Origin of the sequence: Microbispora sp. KK1-11 (assembly GCF_006874435.1) — a bacterium.
GTDB lineage: Bacteria > Actinomycetota > Actinomycetes > Streptosporangiales > Streptosporangiaceae > Microbispora > Microbispora catharanthi.
In genome coordinates, this window is record NZ_VIRJ01000001.1 from 20,809 (window position 1) to 35,002 (window position 14,194).

A 14,194-nucleotide genomic window follows, 5' to 3' on the forward strand; every position below is an offset into this window, starting at 1 on the left:
TAGCAAGATCAGTCAAAGCGACGGCAAGGGGCCGGCATGGCGTTCGACGACTTCACGTGGATCAACGAGCCCGCCGCGTGGTCGCGGACCGAGGAGGGCCTGCGGGCCGTCGCCGGCGCCCAGAGCGACCTGTGGCAGAAGACGCACTACGGCTACTCGTACGACACGGCCCACATGTTCGGCCGGCAGGTCGCCGGGGACGCGCGGCTCATCGTGACGTTCGACGCCGACTACGCCGAGCAGTACGACCAGGCCGGGGCCGTGCTGCGGATCGACGAGGAGAACTGGATCAAGGCGGGGGTCGAGTACGTCGACGGCGGCCATCAGCTCAGCGTCGTGGTCACCCGCGGCTTCTCCGACTGGTCCGTCACGCCCGCGCCCGCCGGCCTCGTCTCCGCGACGTTCGACCTCGAACGAACCGGCGACGCCGTGACGGTCCGGTACGGCGTGAACGGCGCGGAGCCGGAGCACATGCTGCGCCTGGCCTACTTCCCGCCGCAGGCGCCTGCCCTCGCCGGGGTCATGTGCGCCGCCCCGACCGGCAAGGGCTTCGAGACCCGCTTCACCCGCGTGTCGCTGACGTAGCCCTCACGCGCCAGTGAGGCGCCGCTCCCGTCCCCGCGCCGTGAACCGGTCCTGGGCGTCCAGCACGGCGTCCGCGTAGCGCACGGCCCACATGCCCATCGCGCGCATGGGGGCGAGCAGCGCCGTGCCCGCCTCCGTCAGCGCGTAGTCGACGCGGGGCGGCGCCTCGGCGTACGCCCGGCGCTCGACCAGGCCGTTGTACTCCAGGCGCCGCAGCGCCTCGTTGAGGACCTTCGGAGAGATTCCACCGATCCGGGCGCGCAACTGCCGTGGCCGCATCGGACCGGCCTCGCCGAGCGTGTAGACCACGACGCTGTCCCAGCGGTTCGCGAGCACCTCGAACGCGAGGCGCGCCCGGCAGTCGGAGGTGTACGACCGCTCGTCGTGGAACTCGTCCATGGCCTCATCCTGCCCGGTCCGAAGGACACCGTGCGGTGTGCGTCGGCCGCTCTAACGTCGTGGGCCGTCACCTGGTTCATCCGGAAGGGAGAGGCACCATGCGCATCGGCATCCTCGGCACGGGCGCGATGGCCACGGCGCTGGGCGGCGCCTGGGTCCGTGCGGGGCACGACGTGCTCGTCGGCGGACGCGACCGGGCCGCGGCCGCCGCGACGGCGGCCCGCACCGGCGCCGCCAAGGACGGAACGCTCGCGGACGCGGCGGCGCACGGCGAACTCGTCCTCGCGGCGGTTCCCGCCGGCGTGGCGCCGCGACTTGTGGGAGGGCTCGCGGCCGTCCTCGCCGGGCGGACCGTCGTCGACTGCTCGAATCCGATCGAGCCGGGCGACGACGGGCCGGCGCTGACGACGGGAGGCACGACGTCGGTCGCCCGGCTGATGGCCGACGCCGCGCCGGACGCCCATGTGGTCAAGGCGTTCAATCTGTGTCACGACAGCATCTGGACGCTGCCGCGGCCGGCGTTCGAAGGCGTCCCGCTGGCCGTGCCGTTCTGCGGCGACGACCCGGTGAGTCTCGGCCGGGTCGCCGCGCTCGTCACGTCGATGGGGTGCACGCCGATGCCCTGCGGAGGGCTGTCCCGCGCGGTTCACATCGAGGCGACCGCGGCGTTCGCGATCGGCGTGTGGTGGTCGGGTGCGGAGCCGCGGTCCGCCTTCCCGACGTCGGAACGGGCCTGAGGTCCTGGGCCGGCGGATCAGGGAGTGTCAGCGGTCCCGTGCCCACAGCCGCAGCTTCTCCGGATTGCGGACCACCCACATCCGGGTGACGCGGCCGTCGGCGACCTCGAACGAGGCCACGGTCACGACGACGCCGGCACGCTTGGCCACCAGGCCCGGCACACCGTTGACCGGCCGCTCCAGGAGTTCGAGCCCCGGAGCGTTGCCGGCGATGGCGACCATGTACTGGGCGATGCGCGCGCCGCCTTCGATCGGGCGCAGGACCGCACCGACCACGCCGCCGCCGTCGGCGGTCATCACGGCGGCCGGGTCGAGGAGGTCGACGAGGGCCGCGATGTCCATCGTCTCCCATGCCTGTTTGACCTGCCGCACCGCGTCGGCCTGCCCTGCCGCCGTCACGGGAGCGCGCGCGACGCCCACCCGCCGCCGGGCGGAGGCCGCCAGCTGCTTGCAGGCCGCAGGGGTCCGGCCGAGGACGCCGGCGATCTCGGCGAAGGGGTAACGGAAGACGTCGTGCAGGACGAACGCCACCCGCTCGGCGGGCGTCATCGACTCCAGGACGACGAGGAAGGCCATGGCCACCGATTCGTCCAGGACCATCTGATCGGCGGGGTCGGCGCCGCGGCCGTGGTCCCACCCGGCGCGCCCCGGCGGCGAGCCGGGCAGCGGCTCGGGCAGCCACGCGCCGACATAGCGTTCACGCCGGGCCCGCGCCGAGCCGAGCAGGTCCAGGCAGATGCGGCCGGTCACCGTCGTCAGCCAGGCGCCGGGGGACACGATCTCCTCCTGCCGGCTTCGCGGCAGGGCGTACCAGCGCGCGTAGGCCTCCTGCACGGCGTCCTCGGCCTCGGACAGTGAGCCGAGCAGCCGGTAGGCGACATTGATCAGTCGGCGCCGCTCACCGGCTATCTCATCGGTGCTCGTCCCCGCCGTCCCCATGCTCCCGGCCGCCTCCGCACCTTACCTTTCGCAGGCCCGCGTCGTCGGGCTGGTGAGACCTTATCGATCGACTGCCCCCGGGGGCGGAACAGGGGACCGTGACATGGCCACCCAGGCGACGGCACGTCGCAGCTTCTCGTTTCTGCGGATCGCGATCACCCTGCAGACCCTGACCATCTTCCTTCAAGCGGTCTCCGCGGGACTGTTGCTGACCTCGTCCTACGGAGAGACGCTGCACAGTGCCGGAGCCCGCGTGATGTACGGCGCGTCGATGCTGTACGTGCTCGCGGCGGTGCTGGCGTGGAAGCCGGGCGGCGGCTCGCCCCGGCCCGTCTGGCACGCGTCGGGCTTCCTCGTCCTCGCCTCCGTCCAGGTCGCGCTCGGCATCGCGCACGTACCGGCGGTCCACCTCCCCCTGGGCGTCCTGATGTTCGGGCTGAGCGTGCTGGCGCTGGCCCGGCGCTGAAGTCCGGGGGCATCCGGGATCAGCCGGAAGGCGCGGTGGAGGGCAGGACCAGTTCGGCGAAGATCGCCCGGTGGTCGGTCACCGGCAGCCGGTGGACGCCGAACGCCCGGACCGCGACGCGCGGGTCCACCAGGATGTGGTCGAGGGTGACGGGCGGCACCGGCAGGCCGCCGAAGTCCGACGACCTCCGGTATGGCCAGGTGCCGGCCAGGCCGTTGCCGGTCGCGTCGGCCGCGTCCCGGTAGCCCGCGTCGAGCAGGCGCCGGACCCGGGCGTGGTCGAGCGTGGCGTTGAAGTCCCCGGACAGGATCTGTACGCGCCCGCCCGGACCGGGCAGCGAGGCGAGCGACTTCGACCAGCACCTGAACCGGTACACGTAGCGGGGCGCGCACGGGTGCACGGACACGACGGCGACGGGTCCCGCGCCGGGGACCTCGATGACGGCCGCCGCCTGCCGGCGGCCGTTGAAGGCCGTGAGCTCCTCCGGCCGCAGGGGGAACCGCGTGAAGAGCCCGGAGCCGCCCGAACCCTCCTGGGCCCGGTCGTCCCCGTACGGCAGGAGCGCGGTCAGGCCCGCCGCACGCAGGCCGGCCGAGGCCTGCGGCGTCAGCTCCTGCAGCGTCAGGACGTCGGGCCGCAGCCGCCGCACGAGGTCCACCAGCGCGGCGGGCGGCACCGAGCCGTAGAGCAGGTTGGCCGACAGCACCCGCAGGACCGGGGCCTGTGTTCCTGACGTGCCCAGGGCGCCGGCCGCCCGCACGCCCGCGCCGGTCGCGGCGCGCGGGGACGCGTCCGACAGCGCGCGGGGCAGCACGCAGGCCGCCAGCGTCGCGGTGACCGCCAGGCCGGCGACCAGCGCCGCCGGGCGCCGCACGAGCAGCGCGACCAGCGGCGCGACGACCGAGGCGAGGGCGACGTACGGCGTGAACGCCACCAGTTGCACCCACCGGAAATGGACGTCGCCGGGCACCAGCCGCAGCAGGGCCCACAGCGCGAACGGCGCGACCGCCGGCCACGCGAGCAGGCCGCGCCAGACCCCCGGGCGGCCCACCCAGCCGGCTGTCAGTCTCGCCATCCCGGACTCCCTCCCGAAAGATCCACTGTACGGCGGTCTGCACGTGCATTCCGGGGCTCCACGCCGGTCGGGGGCAGGCCGTACAGTCTCCGGCATGGATGCGGAAGCGAGAGTCCTGGACGCCATAGACGAGGCGGAGACCGTGCGCCTGCTGGCCGACCTGGTCAGGGTGCCGAGCGTGACCGGCACCGACGCCGAGTCGGACCTGCAGGACAGGTGCGCCCGCATGCTCACCGAATGGGACCTCGACGTCGACATGTGGAAGCTCGACCTCGACGATCTCCGTTCCCGCGAGGGGTTCCCCGGCATGGAGGCGGAGCGCGCCGAGGGATACGGCGTCGTCGGCGTCACCGAGGGCGAGGGCACGCCCGCGCTCATCCTGCAGGGGCACGCCGACGTCGTGCCGATCGGCGACCCGGGCAAGTGGGAGGGGCAGGACCCGTTCGGCGCCCGCCTCACCGCGACCGCCCTGCACGGGCGAGGCGCCTGCGACATGAAGGCCGGTCTCGCCGCCAACCTCGCCGTGGCGCGCGCGCTGCGCGTGACCGGCGTACGGCTCGCGCGTCCCCTGGCCGTCCACTGCGTGGTCAGCGAGGAGGACGGCGGGCTCGGCGCGTTCGCCACCCTGGCCAGGGGCCACACGGGGGAGGCGGCCGTGATCACCGAGCCGACGAGCGGGAAGCTGATCACCGCCAACGCCGGTGCGCTGACCTTCCGCCTGGAGGTCGCCGGCCGGGCCGCGCACGGCGCCACCCGCTACGAGGGGGTGAACGCCGTCGAGGCGTTCATACCGGTGCTCCAGGCCGTCCGGCGGCTCGAACGCGAGCGCAACGCCGATCCCGGCTCCCTCTTCGACGGCAACCCGCTGCCGTACCCGATCGAGATCGGCACCGTGCGCGCGGGCGACTGGGCGAGCACGGTGCCCGACCTGCTCGTGGCCGAGGGACGGCTGGGCGTCCGGCTCGACGAGGACCCGGCCGACGCCCGCGCCGCCCTGGAGACGGCGCTCGCCGATCTGGACGACCCCTGGCTGCGGGACAACCCCGTACGCGTCACCTGGCCGGGCGGGCAGTTCGCCAGCGGCCGGCTGCCCGAGGGGCACCCGCTGGCGGAGGAGGCGGCCAGGGCGGTGGCCGACGTGACCGGGGCGCGGCCGGGCCGCACCGCCGCGCCGTACGGGAGCGATCTGCGCCTGTACGCGGGGGCGGGCGTGCCGACCCTGCACTACGGGCCGGGCGACGTCCGCTTCGCGCACGCGCCGCGCGAGCAGGTCGACCTGCGGGAGGTCCGCGACGTCACCCGCGCCCTGGCCCTGCTCGTCCTGCGCCGATGCGGCGTGCGGTAGAGGCGGGTCAGCAGTCGGCGGTGACCGAGGCGATCTCGTTGAGCGGGAACTCCAGGTAGTCGCCGGCCTCCTCGCACCACGCGTCGAGCACGCCGCTGCGCAGTTCGCCGTGGCTGACCGTGGCGGTGACCCCGTCGGCCAGCGTGATCATCGCACGGACCTCGCGGTCCACGACGAAGCCCAGCAGCGACTGCTGCGCCGCCGGGAGCCGGGTCGCCATGCGTCCGATGACGGCCCACGTCTGGCGGGGCTGCGCCGCGGCCGCCACCGGGCCGCCGCTGACCAGCAGCCGCCTGGCGTGCTCGCGCGGGTCCGGCGGGGGCTCCAGCAGGGGGCCGGGAGGTTCGAGCTCGGCGACCCGCCCACCGGGCAGGAGGATCAGCCGCCCGCCCTGCGGCTCGCGCCGGATGGTGATCTCCCCGGTGTCGTCCACCGGCACGGGGGCGTAGCCCGCCTCCCTGAGGGCGGCCAGCGTGGCCGCGGCGGGCGCCGCGCCCGCGAGCACCGTCGGCGCCAGCAGCCGCAGGCCCAGCTTGGCCAGTTTCCGGTGCGCGGCGATCTCGGCGAGCAGCGCGGGGTCGGAACCCTGGACGATGCAGCCGACCGACGACACCGTGACCTCGCCGTGCCGCCGCGCGACGTCCCTGATCAGGTAGGTCAGCGGCTGGGGGAGCGTCCCGGCCTCCGACAGGTCGGCGATGAGCGTGTTGGCCGTGTCCCCGCCGTCCAGGGCCCGCCGTACGCTCGCGGGGCTGAACCGCCACACCGACGCCGAGCCCTGCGACTCACGGTCCGCGGCGCGGTCGAGCAGCGCCGCGAGTTCGACCGACGGCGGGCCGGTCACCACGGCGGTGAGGTCGGCGCCGAACAGGGCCGTGCGCCGCGCGCTCGCCATGGCGTGCGTGGCGGCCTTCGCCAGCGCGGGGTCGTGCTCGACCTCGGGCACGCACTCGCGGCTCTCGTCCCCGGCCACGGCCGCGAGTGGGGCGAGCGCCCGGCCGAGACCGGTGAGCGCGTCGCAGGCCGCGAGCCCCAGCAGGCGGGCCTCCTCAAGCACGGCCGCCGCGCAGCCGTCCAGCAGGTCACGGTCGAGCAGCGGGGCGCGCCAGTGCACCCGCTGCACGAGCTCCGGCAGCGTCGCGAAGGCCCTGCCCTCGGGGATCTCGGCGAGCGCCCCGAACAGGGCCCACCGGATCCTGGCGATCGTCTCGCCGGCCGGGTCGTCGCCGAGCGCGGCGGGGTGGCGGCCGTCCACCCGGCGCAGCGACGAGCGCTCCATCCGCCACCACGCGGCCAGCAGGACGCGCAGCCGCATTGGCGCCTCCTCCAGCCGCCACGCGTCGTACCGGCCGGCCGGCGTCAGCCCGCCCGCCTCCTCGTCGATCGCGATCAGCCTGGCGACCGCGCAGACCTCCAGCAGCAGCCGGGTCTCGTCCTCGGCGCAGCCCGTCTCCCTGGCCAGGCGCTTGATCTCCCGCACGCCGACCCCGCCGTTCTTGAGCAGCGGCAGCGGCGTCTTGTCGACGTTCTCCAGCAGCGCCGTGGCCCGGTCGAGCACGTGCGGCGCGGCCAGGCACATCGCGTGCTCGACGGCGTCGGCGTCCGCCTCGGCCGTGGCCAGGTCGGGCGGGTACGGCGTGAACGGCCCGCGGTAGTCGGGGCCGCGCAGCGCCAGCGCGACCTCACGGGGCATCTCCGCCAGGTCCCACTGGGTGCGGAAGAGCAGGCCGCGGTCGAGGGCCCACTTCTCCGGCGTGCCCGGCGTGATGAACCGGTTGCCGTTCACGCTGCGGACCGGGCCGTCCCACGCGAAGTCGTCGAGCATGCCGAGCGTGCCGTCGGGAGCGTCGTCGAGAAGAGACCCCAGGCGCTCGCAGTCGCCGAGCAGCGCGGTCATGCGGGCGACCACCTGGCGCCTGGCGCCGTGCGGGGGCAGGTCGAGCACGCGGCACATGCGGCGCAGCGCGTCGGTGCTGAGCTTCCACGAGTCGAGGTACGCGCTGAGCGGCTCGCCCAGGCCGCAGGGCGCGGTCCACCAGCGGGCGACGGCCTCGGCCACGCTGATCCTGCCGTCACGGCCGGGCCAGGCGACGGCGTGGTCGTACAGGCGGTCGAGCCAGGGGATCACCGCGGAGGTGCTCACCCCGAGGAAACGGGCCAGTTCGTCCTCCGTCGGACGGCCGCCGATGACCAGGCACGCCTGCAGGAGTTCGAGCGGGGGAAGGGGGAGGCCGCGCATGACCTCCATGACGGCGAAGGTGTCGGTCAGACGCTGCGCGAGGGCGTCCAGGCGCCGGGGCCACGGCGCGGCGATCGCGTCCGGCCGGTTGGCCAGCACACGGGCGAGCCTGTCTTCGTCAAGACTGGTCAGCCAGCCGATTAGGTGATCGTCCATTGTTGATCTCTCGGGAGTCCCAGGAAGCCACCGTAGTGCAGTTCACAGTCTCGGCGGGGTCCGTGGGCGAACAAAGAGCGCAAAGTCACGGATCCCGAGATCACGATATTTCTCCGCCGATCGATGGGGAACGAGCACGCCGCCGGGCCGTCACGGCCCGCTCTCCGCCCATCATCGCGTGCCCCGCCCGGCCTCAGGGGCGGTTCCGGGGAATCCGGGCCGCCGGCCGGAGGGCGCTCCCATGCATTCCGGGCTGCACGGGAGCGCTCTTCGGCCGGCGGACCATGACCGGCGACAGGTAGATCTGGCGATCGGGTTAGGTTTTCCGGCGCCCCTGCCCGGAGAGAGGTCACTCCCCGCGCGGGGCGGCCGACATCTACGGCGAAGCGCGTGGCCCCGCCGTCCGGCCGCAGGCCGGGGTTCAGGCCGCCAGTACGGCCCACACCGCCTTGCCCTGCGGGGCGAGCGGGCACCATCCCCAGCACACGCTCAGCGACTCCACGATGTGCAGCCCGAGGCCGCCCGGTTCGAACGGCGTCGGATCCCGCAGCACCGGCGCGGACGACCCGGGATCGGTGATCGCGCAGGTCACGTGCCCGCCCCGCCGGATCAGCGACAGCCGCATGGCCTCCCGCGCGCGGGTGTCGGTGAGCGTCATGCCGTGCCGCAGGGCGTTGGTGACCAGTTCGGAGACGACCAGTTCCATCCCGTCGAGCAGGTCCGCCAACTGCCAGCCCGAGAGGGTCCCGGCGGCGAAGCTGCGCGCCGAGTGGACCGATTCCGCGCGGGGCGGCAGGACGAAGGTGGCGCTGGCGGTGGCCGACCCGGGTTCGAGGAGATCGCGTGCGGGCTCCGGCCACCAGCCGATAGGCGGCCACCAGTCGAGCGCCGACCACTGGTTCTGGCCACGAGTCAGGTTCGTGGACTGCACGGGATCATGATGAGGGACACTCCCGTGCATGTGCAAGAGCGAATGCACGTGCAAGCGCGTTGTGCAAGCGCTACGGTTACCCCCGACACCACTGGGACGAAGGGGGCGATCTTTGACAGACTGTGAACCAGTCCACAAAGCGGAGGAATAGCACGTGTCCATAGATCCGCCCGGATCCGGTTCCACCGTTCGACGCATCATGCTCGGCGCGAGCCTTCGCCGGCTGCGCGAGCAGCGGGGCCTGACCCGCGAGGTCGCCGGATTCCACATCCGTGCCTCGGAGTCGAAGATCAGCCGGATGGAGCTCGGTCGGGTCGGGTTCAAGACACGTGACGTCGAAGACCTCCTCACGCTGTACGGCGTCCACGACGACGCCGAGCGGCGCGGCCTGCTGGAGATGGTCCGCGAGGCGAACACGCCCGGGTGGTGGCACAAGTTCGGCGAGGTGCTGCCGAACTGGTTCGTCACCTACATCGGCCTGGAGGAGGCCGCCAGCGTGATCCGCACCTACGAGGTGCAGTTCGTGCCCGGCCTGCTGCAGACGGCGGCGTACGCCCGCTCGGTGATCATGCTCGGTTATCCGGACGCCTCGGAGGACGAGCTCGAACAGCGCGTCCATCTGCGGATGCAGCGGCAGGAGAGGCTCACGCGCAAGGACGGCCCCCGGCTGTGGGCCGTCATCGACGAGGCCGCGCTCCGGCGGCCCATCGGAGGGAGTGCGACGATGCGGGAACAGCTCCAGCACCTGCTGGAGGTGTCCACGCTGCCCAACATCACCCTTCAGGTGATGCCCCTTCGCTACGGGATGCACGCGGCCGAGGGAGGCGCGTTCACCATCCTCCGCTTCCCGGAGTCCGACCTTTCGGACGTGGTCTACGTCGAGCAGCTCTGGGGTGCGCTCTACCTGGACAAACGTGAGGACATCGATCCCTACCTCACGGCCATGGAGCAGCTGTGCGTGGAGAGCACCACGCCCGGCGGCACTGCCGAGATCCTCGGCGAACTTCTCAGAGAGACATGAATGCAGACATATAACGGGATGCCCGCAACCGACATCGCCGGGGTCACCTGGCGGAAAAGCGCCCACAGCAACTCGACCGGCAACTGCGTGGAGCTGGCCGAGCTTCCCGACGGCGGCGTGGCCGTCCGGAACTCCCGCTATCCCGACGGGCCGGCGCTCATCTACACCCGTGACGAGATACGGGCCCTGGTGCTCGGGGTCAAGGACGGCGAGTTCGACGGCCTCCTGGTCTGACCGGTTCTGGGGTAACCCCGTGTTCACCCGCTTCTCACGGGCGTAACAGCGCGACGCGGGAGGCGTAACACGGATCCGGCACAGTGAGTCCCAGGAAAGCTCACAAGGGGGACCCCGTGCTGGACCAGATGACTCTTTACCCGGTGGCCGACGACGTGCTGTTCGCACCCGGAGGCCGCGTGGTGATCCGCACCTACGGAGTCGCCGTACCGGCCGACCCGGCCGACGGGCGGCCCAGGTCGGTGGCGTACCGGACATGGGTCAGCGGGGTGCGGGAGCAGCCCAGGTACTGGCGGTGGGGGCACTTCGAGGACGCCCGGCGCGGCCACCGCAAGGTCCTGGAATGGCTGACCGGCCGAGGCCCGCAACCCCAGCCGGTCGCCCAGGCGTGACACGCGTCTCAGGCGCGCGTGATCGGACAGGCGTGATTCAGGCTGGCACGTTCTCAGGCCGGCGCGTTCCAGCGGAGCAGGACGGGCTCGTCGTCGTGCTCGTAGCCGAGGACGGAGTACGTCCCGGTGTCCAGGCGCAGGTGTCTGCCGTGGTCGGCGGGCAGCGACAGCCAGCGCGCCGCCAGCACACGCAGGATGTGCGCGTGCGCGACGACCAGGACGTCGCCGTCCGCCGAGCGGATCCGGGCGAGGACCTTGTCCGCCCGCTCCCCGACGTGCTCGACGGTCTCACCCGGGTGCGCCTCGTCTCCCGGGACGACGCCGTCGCGCCAGACGTACCAGCCGGGGCGTGATTCGCGGATGTCGGGGGTGGAGACGCCCTCGTAGCCGCCGTAGTCCCACTCCCACAGGTTCGGCTCCACTTCGTACGGCCCGGCGCCGGCCAGTTCGGCCGTACGGCGGGCCCGCCGTGCGGGACTGACGAGGACCAGTGCGAACGACCGGCCCGCCACCAGGCGGGACAGGGCGCGCGCCTCCTCCTCGCCGTGGGGTGTCAGCGGCAGGTCGGTGCGGCCCGTGTGCCGCCCGGCCCTGCTCCACTCGGTCTCGCCGTGCCTCAGCAGGATGACGTTCATAGAGCGTCCATCTTGCCCGTACGGCCGATTTCACGCGCGACGGCCCCCTTGACCGCCCGCCCGCGGCCTGCAGTAGGGTCCCCGCGGAAAGGGGGCGCCATGGAGCCGGTGCGGGTGGGACTCGTCGGTGCGGGACCGTGGGCGGAGATGGTGCACGCGCCCGCCCTCGCGGCCGGGCCGCACACGACGCTGTCCGGGGTGTGGGCGCGCAGGCCCGACGCGGCGCGCGCGCTGGCGGAGGCCCACGGCGCGCCCTCCTTCGAGCGGCTGGAGGACCTGTTCGCGGCGTCGGAGGCGGTCGCCTTCTGCGTGCCGCCCGCCGTGCAGGCCGAGCTGGGCGTGCTCGCGGCGAGGGCGGGCAGGGCGCTGCTGCTGGAGAAGCCGCTCGCGGCCGACCTCGACGGCGCCCGGCGCCTGGCCGGGGCGATCGAGGAGGCGGGCGTCGCCTCCCAGATGCTCTTCACCTTCCGCTACTCGGCGGCGACGGTCGGTTTCCTGGAACGGGTCCGGCGGATCGAGCCCTTCGGCGGGCACGCCGCCAACGTCTCCGGAAGCCTGCGCGGCGGCCCCTTCGCCACCCCGTGGCGGCTGGAGCGCGGGGCGGTGCTCGACGTGGGCCCGCACGTGATCGACCTGCTCGACGCCGCGCTCGGCCGGGTGGTCGCGGTCAAGGCGCACGGCGACCCGCTCGGCTGGGTCGGCCTGCTGCTGGAGCACGAGGGCGGCGCGGTCAGCGAGGCGTCGCTGAGCATGGCCGCCGAGGGCGAGACCCCGCCCAGCCGGATCGACGTGTACGGACGGCTCGGCAGCGCCTCGCTGCTCGGCTCCGAACTCGGCGACGTCTTCCCCGAGGTGGTCCGGCAGTTCGCGGGCACCGTACGCGACGGCGGCGGGCATCCGCTCGACGCCCGCCACGGCCTGCGCCTCCAGGAGATCATCGACGACGTGGAGCGGCAGCTGCGGGCCGGCTGACCAGGGCGAGGCCCGCGACCAGAGCGAGGGACGCGATCACCGGCGCAGGGCCGGGCGCGAAGCCGGTGATCGTGAGGGTGAGCAGCGCGCCTCCGACGAGCGGGACGGCGGCCGGCACGAGCCGGTGGGCGGCGGCGCCCGCGGGGTCCTCGAACCGGCCGAGCGCGGCGGTGAGCGCGACCAGGACCAGCGCCAGGGCGGCCAGCCACAGCGGGACGGCGCTCCACCAGGCCGCCGAGCCCGCGTGCGGGGTCGCCAGCCCGAACCCGACGGTCGCCACACCGGCGACGGCGACGAGCGCGGTCATGTGCCACAGGTAGACGGTCATCATGCGCGGCGCGAGCGCGGTGAGCACCGCCTCGGCCCTCGGCCGGGCGGCCAGCGCGTTCAGGGCGGGGCGCAGCAGCATCGCCAGGCCGAGCTGACCGGCGAACAGCGCGAGCAGGCAGGCGCTCGGCGGGGCCATGTTCGAGATCATCCCGGGCATCCCGATCATGCTGGCGGGGTAGGGCCCGGTCGCCACCAGGGCCGCCACCATCGCGAACCCGGCCACCGCGAGCCCCGCGGCCCGCCGCCCCGTCAGCCGCTCCAGGCCGCCCTCGGCGTACCGGAACCCGACCTGGTGGACCGCCAGCCAGACGAACGCGACGTTGAGGTAGCCGGCGGCCTCCAGACCGGAGAACCGGACCACGTCCATCAGCACCGCGCCGCCCGCGAGCACCGGCAGGGCCACCCCGGTCCGCACCCGCAGCAGGTGCGGGGTGGCCACCACGGCCAGCAGGTAGACCGCCAGGAACCACAGCAGCTGGCCGACCGTCCGCGCGGCCACTTCCACCGGTTGCGCGGGCACTCCGAGGGCCACCAGGAGGTGGGGGAGCGGCAGCCACACGACCGCCAGCGGCACCACCGGCCAGGCCAGGCGGCGCACCCGCCGCGCCGTCCACTCCCGGGCCGTCCCGCCCCGGCGGGCGGCGGACCTGAAGCTGATCGCGTTGGCCGCGCCCCCGGCGAAGAAGACCAGCGGCATGACCTGCGAGATCCAGGTGACGTACGGAACCGCCGCCAGGGCGTTGCCCGTGGTGAGCCGTCCCTGAGCGTACGACAGGACCGGCATCGTCCAATGCTGGACGACCACCAGGACCATCCCGAAGACGCGCAGGACGTCGATGAAGCGGTCCCGTGGCGCGGGCGCGGCCGGGGCCCTCTCTGGTGCGGGGGGAAGCATGGTCAGGGACACGAGGGGCCGCCTTCGCTGTGTCGGGCCGCCGCGGGGGGTGCATCCGCGGGCGGCGGGGCCGGGGGCCTGGGCCTGAGCGCGCGAGTCTCGGGCGCTCGGAGATTTCGGGGGCCGATGGTCTTCGGAGCTGGGGTCTTCGAAGCTGGGGTCTTTGCAGCTCGGGTCTTTGAGGCGCTGAGACCTCGGAGTTCTGGACCCGTCGAACACTTCAAGCGTCCCGCCGCGGCCCCGTCCGGCACAGCGACGCGGTCCCTACTTCCGATCATGGGCGACCCCCTACCTCCGGGGTGGGGCCAGCCCTACCATCCCCGGCGTACGCCCAGGCAGACGGATGCGAGGAAGGCGGCCGCCCATGCCCGCGGCGCGGTGACCAAACCGGGCCGGGACCGCACCGTGGGTCCCGGGCGAAGGGCGGGCGCGTTGACCGAATAGGTCAATACCAAGCGCCGGTCCTTTTTCCAGGCGGCAGCGCCCTGCTCGACCTGGGCGCCTACGCGGTGTCGTTCGCGTCGATGGCGTTCGGCATCTCCTGGCGGTGCACGCGATCGGCCACTTGGACCCGATAGCGGCGCCCGGCCTTCCCCGTCGTGTGCGGCACACCCGGCCTCTCGCAGTATGAATGGCAGGCCCGGTTTGCGGGGTCATACATCGGCCGGAGGCGCGATCGCCGCGAAAGCGCAATTCGGTCGCCCGTCGAAATCCTCTGATATCACGAGAAATTTGTGGGATGCGCGATCTCGATTTGTGGATTAGTCTGGCCTGGTTTCCGGCACTTCGCCGTTCGAGCATCACCCGAGGTAATCCCGGTCAATCGAAACAGGCGCCCGCGAG

At 73.4% G+C, this 14,194-nt stretch carries 15 protein-coding genes; 8 read left to right on the top strand and 7 right to left on the bottom strand.

Features of this window, described 5'->3' with window-relative positions:
* Positions 1–36 precede the first annotated feature (36 nt).
* Positions 37–585, top strand: coding sequence for a DUF1349 domain-containing protein (locus tag FLW16_RS00095; RefSeq protein WP_142556426.1), 549 nt, complete (start codon positions 37–39; stop codon positions 583–585).
* A gap of 3 nt (positions 586–588) precedes the next feature.
* On the opposite strand, the gene FLW16_RS00100 is transcribed toward FLW16_RS00095, so the two are convergent.
* Positions 589–984 carry a helix-turn-helix domain-containing protein gene (locus tag FLW16_RS00100; protein ID WP_142556427.1) on the bottom strand — a complete coding sequence of 132 codons (396 nt, stop codon included), beginning with the start codon at positions 982–984 and terminating at the stop codon, positions 589–591.
* 98 nt (positions 985–1,082) lie between these two features.
* Here FLW16_RS00100 and FLW16_RS00105 point away from each other — a divergent pair, with 98 nt between their 5' ends.
* A complete protein-coding gene (locus FLW16_RS00105; RefSeq protein WP_142556428.1) occupies positions 1,083–1,721 on the top strand; it encodes an NADPH-dependent F420 reductase in 639 nt (212 codons plus the stop codon).
* A gap of 27 nt (positions 1,722–1,748) precedes the next feature.
* Here the strand turns inward: FLW16_RS00105 and sigJ are convergent, their stop codons facing one another.
* Positions 1,749–2,660 (bottom strand): RNA polymerase sigma factor SigJ, encoded by a 912-nt coding sequence (gene sigJ / locus FLW16_RS00110; protein ID WP_142556429.1) that lies wholly within the window; start codon positions 2,658–2,660, stop codon positions 1,749–1,751.
* 103 nt (positions 2,661–2,763) lie between these two features.
* On the opposite strand from sigJ, the gene FLW16_RS00115 reads away from it, so the two are divergent.
* Entirely contained in the window at positions 2,764–3,126 is a 363-nt protein-coding gene (locus FLW16_RS00115; RefSeq protein WP_142556430.1) for a hypothetical protein, read from the top strand.
* A gap of 19 nt (positions 3,127–3,145) precedes the next feature.
* Here the strand turns inward: FLW16_RS00115 and FLW16_RS00120 are convergent, their stop codons facing one another.
* Positions 3,146–4,201, bottom strand: coding sequence for an endonuclease/exonuclease/phosphatase family protein (locus tag FLW16_RS00120; RefSeq protein ID WP_142556431.1), 1,056 nt, complete (start codon positions 4,199–4,201; stop codon positions 3,146–3,148).
* A gap of 94 nt (positions 4,202–4,295) precedes the next feature.
* On the opposite strand from FLW16_RS00120, the gene FLW16_RS00125 reads away from it, so the two are divergent.
* Positions 4,296–5,546, top strand: a complete 1,251-nt coding sequence (locus tag FLW16_RS00125) for an ArgE/DapE family deacylase (RefSeq protein WP_142556432.1) — start codon at positions 4,296–4,298, stop codon at positions 5,544–5,546.
* Between the two features lie 7 nt (positions 5,547–5,553).
* On the opposite strand, the gene FLW16_RS00130 is transcribed toward FLW16_RS00125, so the two are convergent.
* Both FLW16_RS00130 and FLW16_RS00135 read right to left on the bottom strand, forming a co-directional pair.
* The gene (locus FLW16_RS00130; RefSeq protein ID WP_142556433.1) at positions 5,554–7,941 is read right to left on the bottom strand and encodes a helicase-associated domain-containing protein; all 2,388 of its coding nucleotides are present in this window, start codon (positions 7,939–7,941) and stop codon (positions 5,554–5,556) included.
* Between the two features lie 421 nt (positions 7,942–8,362).
* The gene (locus FLW16_RS00135; RefSeq protein WP_260614710.1) at positions 8,363–8,872 is read right to left on the bottom strand and encodes an ATP-binding protein; all 510 of its coding nucleotides are present in this window, start codon (positions 8,870–8,872) and stop codon (positions 8,363–8,365) included.
* 199 nt (positions 8,873–9,071) lie between these two features.
* Here FLW16_RS00135 and FLW16_RS00140 point away from each other — a divergent pair, with 199 nt between their 5' ends.
* From FLW16_RS00140 to FLW16_RS00150, 3 genes are all read left to right on the top strand, one after another.
* Complete coding sequence (locus tag FLW16_RS00140) at positions 9,072–9,893, top strand: helix-turn-helix transcriptional regulator (protein WP_142556435.1); 822 nt, start codon at positions 9,072–9,074, stop codon at positions 9,891–9,893.
* The gene (locus tag FLW16_RS00145) at positions 9,894–10,127 is read left to right on the top strand and encodes a DUF397 domain-containing protein (protein ID WP_079314287.1); all 234 of its coding nucleotides are present in this window, start codon (positions 9,894–9,896) and stop codon (positions 10,125–10,127) included.
* Positions 10,128–10,243: 116 nt separating this feature from the next.
* Complete coding sequence (locus FLW16_RS00150; RefSeq protein WP_142556436.1) at positions 10,244–10,519, top strand: hypothetical protein; 276 nt, start codon at positions 10,244–10,246, stop codon at positions 10,517–10,519.
* A gap of 53 nt (positions 10,520–10,572) precedes the next feature.
* Here FLW16_RS00150 and FLW16_RS00155 read toward each other — a convergent pair whose 3' ends face one another.
* Positions 10,573–11,154, bottom strand: a complete 582-nt coding sequence (locus FLW16_RS00155; protein WP_142556437.1) for a histidine phosphatase family protein — start codon at positions 11,152–11,154, stop codon at positions 10,573–10,575.
* A 99-nt stretch (positions 11,155–11,253) separates the two neighbouring features.
* On the opposite strand from FLW16_RS00155, the gene FLW16_RS00160 reads away from it, so the two are divergent.
* On the top strand, positions 11,254–12,126 hold the full coding sequence (locus FLW16_RS00160) for a Gfo/Idh/MocA family protein (RefSeq protein WP_142556438.1): 873 nt from the start codon (positions 11,254–11,256) through the stop codon (positions 12,124–12,126).
* On the opposite strand, the gene FLW16_RS00165 is transcribed toward FLW16_RS00160, so the two are convergent.
* Entirely contained in the window at positions 12,089–13,363 is a 1,275-nt protein-coding gene (locus FLW16_RS00165; protein WP_260614711.1) for an acyltransferase, read from the bottom strand. The genes FLW16_RS00160 and FLW16_RS00165 overlap by 38 nt on opposite strands.
* Positions 13,364–14,194: the final 831 nt, after the last annotated feature.

What these genes read in the sequence shown, in the direction of transcription:
- FLW16_RS00095 (WP_142556426.1), top strand. Translation starts at nt 37, where the DNA reads ATGGCGTTCGACGACTTCACGTGGATCAACGAGCCCGCCGCGTGGTCG.
- FLW16_RS00100 (WP_142556427.1), bottom strand. Translation starts at nt 984, where the DNA reads ATGGACGAGTTCCACGACGAGCGGTCGTACACCTCCGACTGCCGGGCG.
- FLW16_RS00105 (WP_142556428.1), top strand. Translation starts at nt 1,083, where the DNA reads ATGCGCATCGGCATCCTCGGCACGGGCGCGATGGCCACGGCGCTGGGC.
- sigJ (WP_142556429.1), bottom strand. Translation starts at nt 2,660, where the DNA reads ATGGGGACGGCGGGGACGAGCACCGATGAGATAGCCGGTGAGCGGCGC.
- FLW16_RS00115 (WP_142556430.1), top strand. Translation starts at nt 2,764, where the DNA reads ATGGCCACCCAGGCGACGGCACGTCGCAGCTTCTCGTTTCTGCGGATC.
- FLW16_RS00120 (WP_142556431.1), bottom strand. Translation starts at nt 4,201, where the DNA reads ATGGCGAGACTGACAGCCGGCTGGGTGGGCCGCCCGGGGGTCTGGCGC.
- FLW16_RS00125 (WP_142556432.1), top strand. Translation starts at nt 4,296, where the DNA reads ATGGATGCGGAAGCGAGAGTCCTGGACGCCATAGACGAGGCGGAGACC.
- FLW16_RS00130 (WP_142556433.1), bottom strand. Translation starts at nt 7,941, where the DNA reads ATGGACGATCACCTAATCGGCTGGCTGACCAGTCTTGACGAAGACAGG.
- FLW16_RS00140 (WP_142556435.1), top strand. Translation starts at nt 9,072, where the DNA reads ATGCTCGGCGCGAGCCTTCGCCGGCTGCGCGAGCAGCGGGGCCTGACC.
- FLW16_RS00145 (WP_079314287.1), top strand. Translation starts at nt 9,894, where the DNA reads ATGCAGACATATAACGGGATGCCCGCAACCGACATCGCCGGGGTCACC.
- FLW16_RS00155 (WP_142556437.1), bottom strand. Translation starts at nt 11,154, where the DNA reads ATGAACGTCATCCTGCTGAGGCACGGCGAGACCGAGTGGAGCAGGGCC.
- FLW16_RS00160 (WP_142556438.1), top strand. Translation starts at nt 11,254, where the DNA reads ATGGAGCCGGTGCGGGTGGGACTCGTCGGTGCGGGACCGTGGGCGGAG.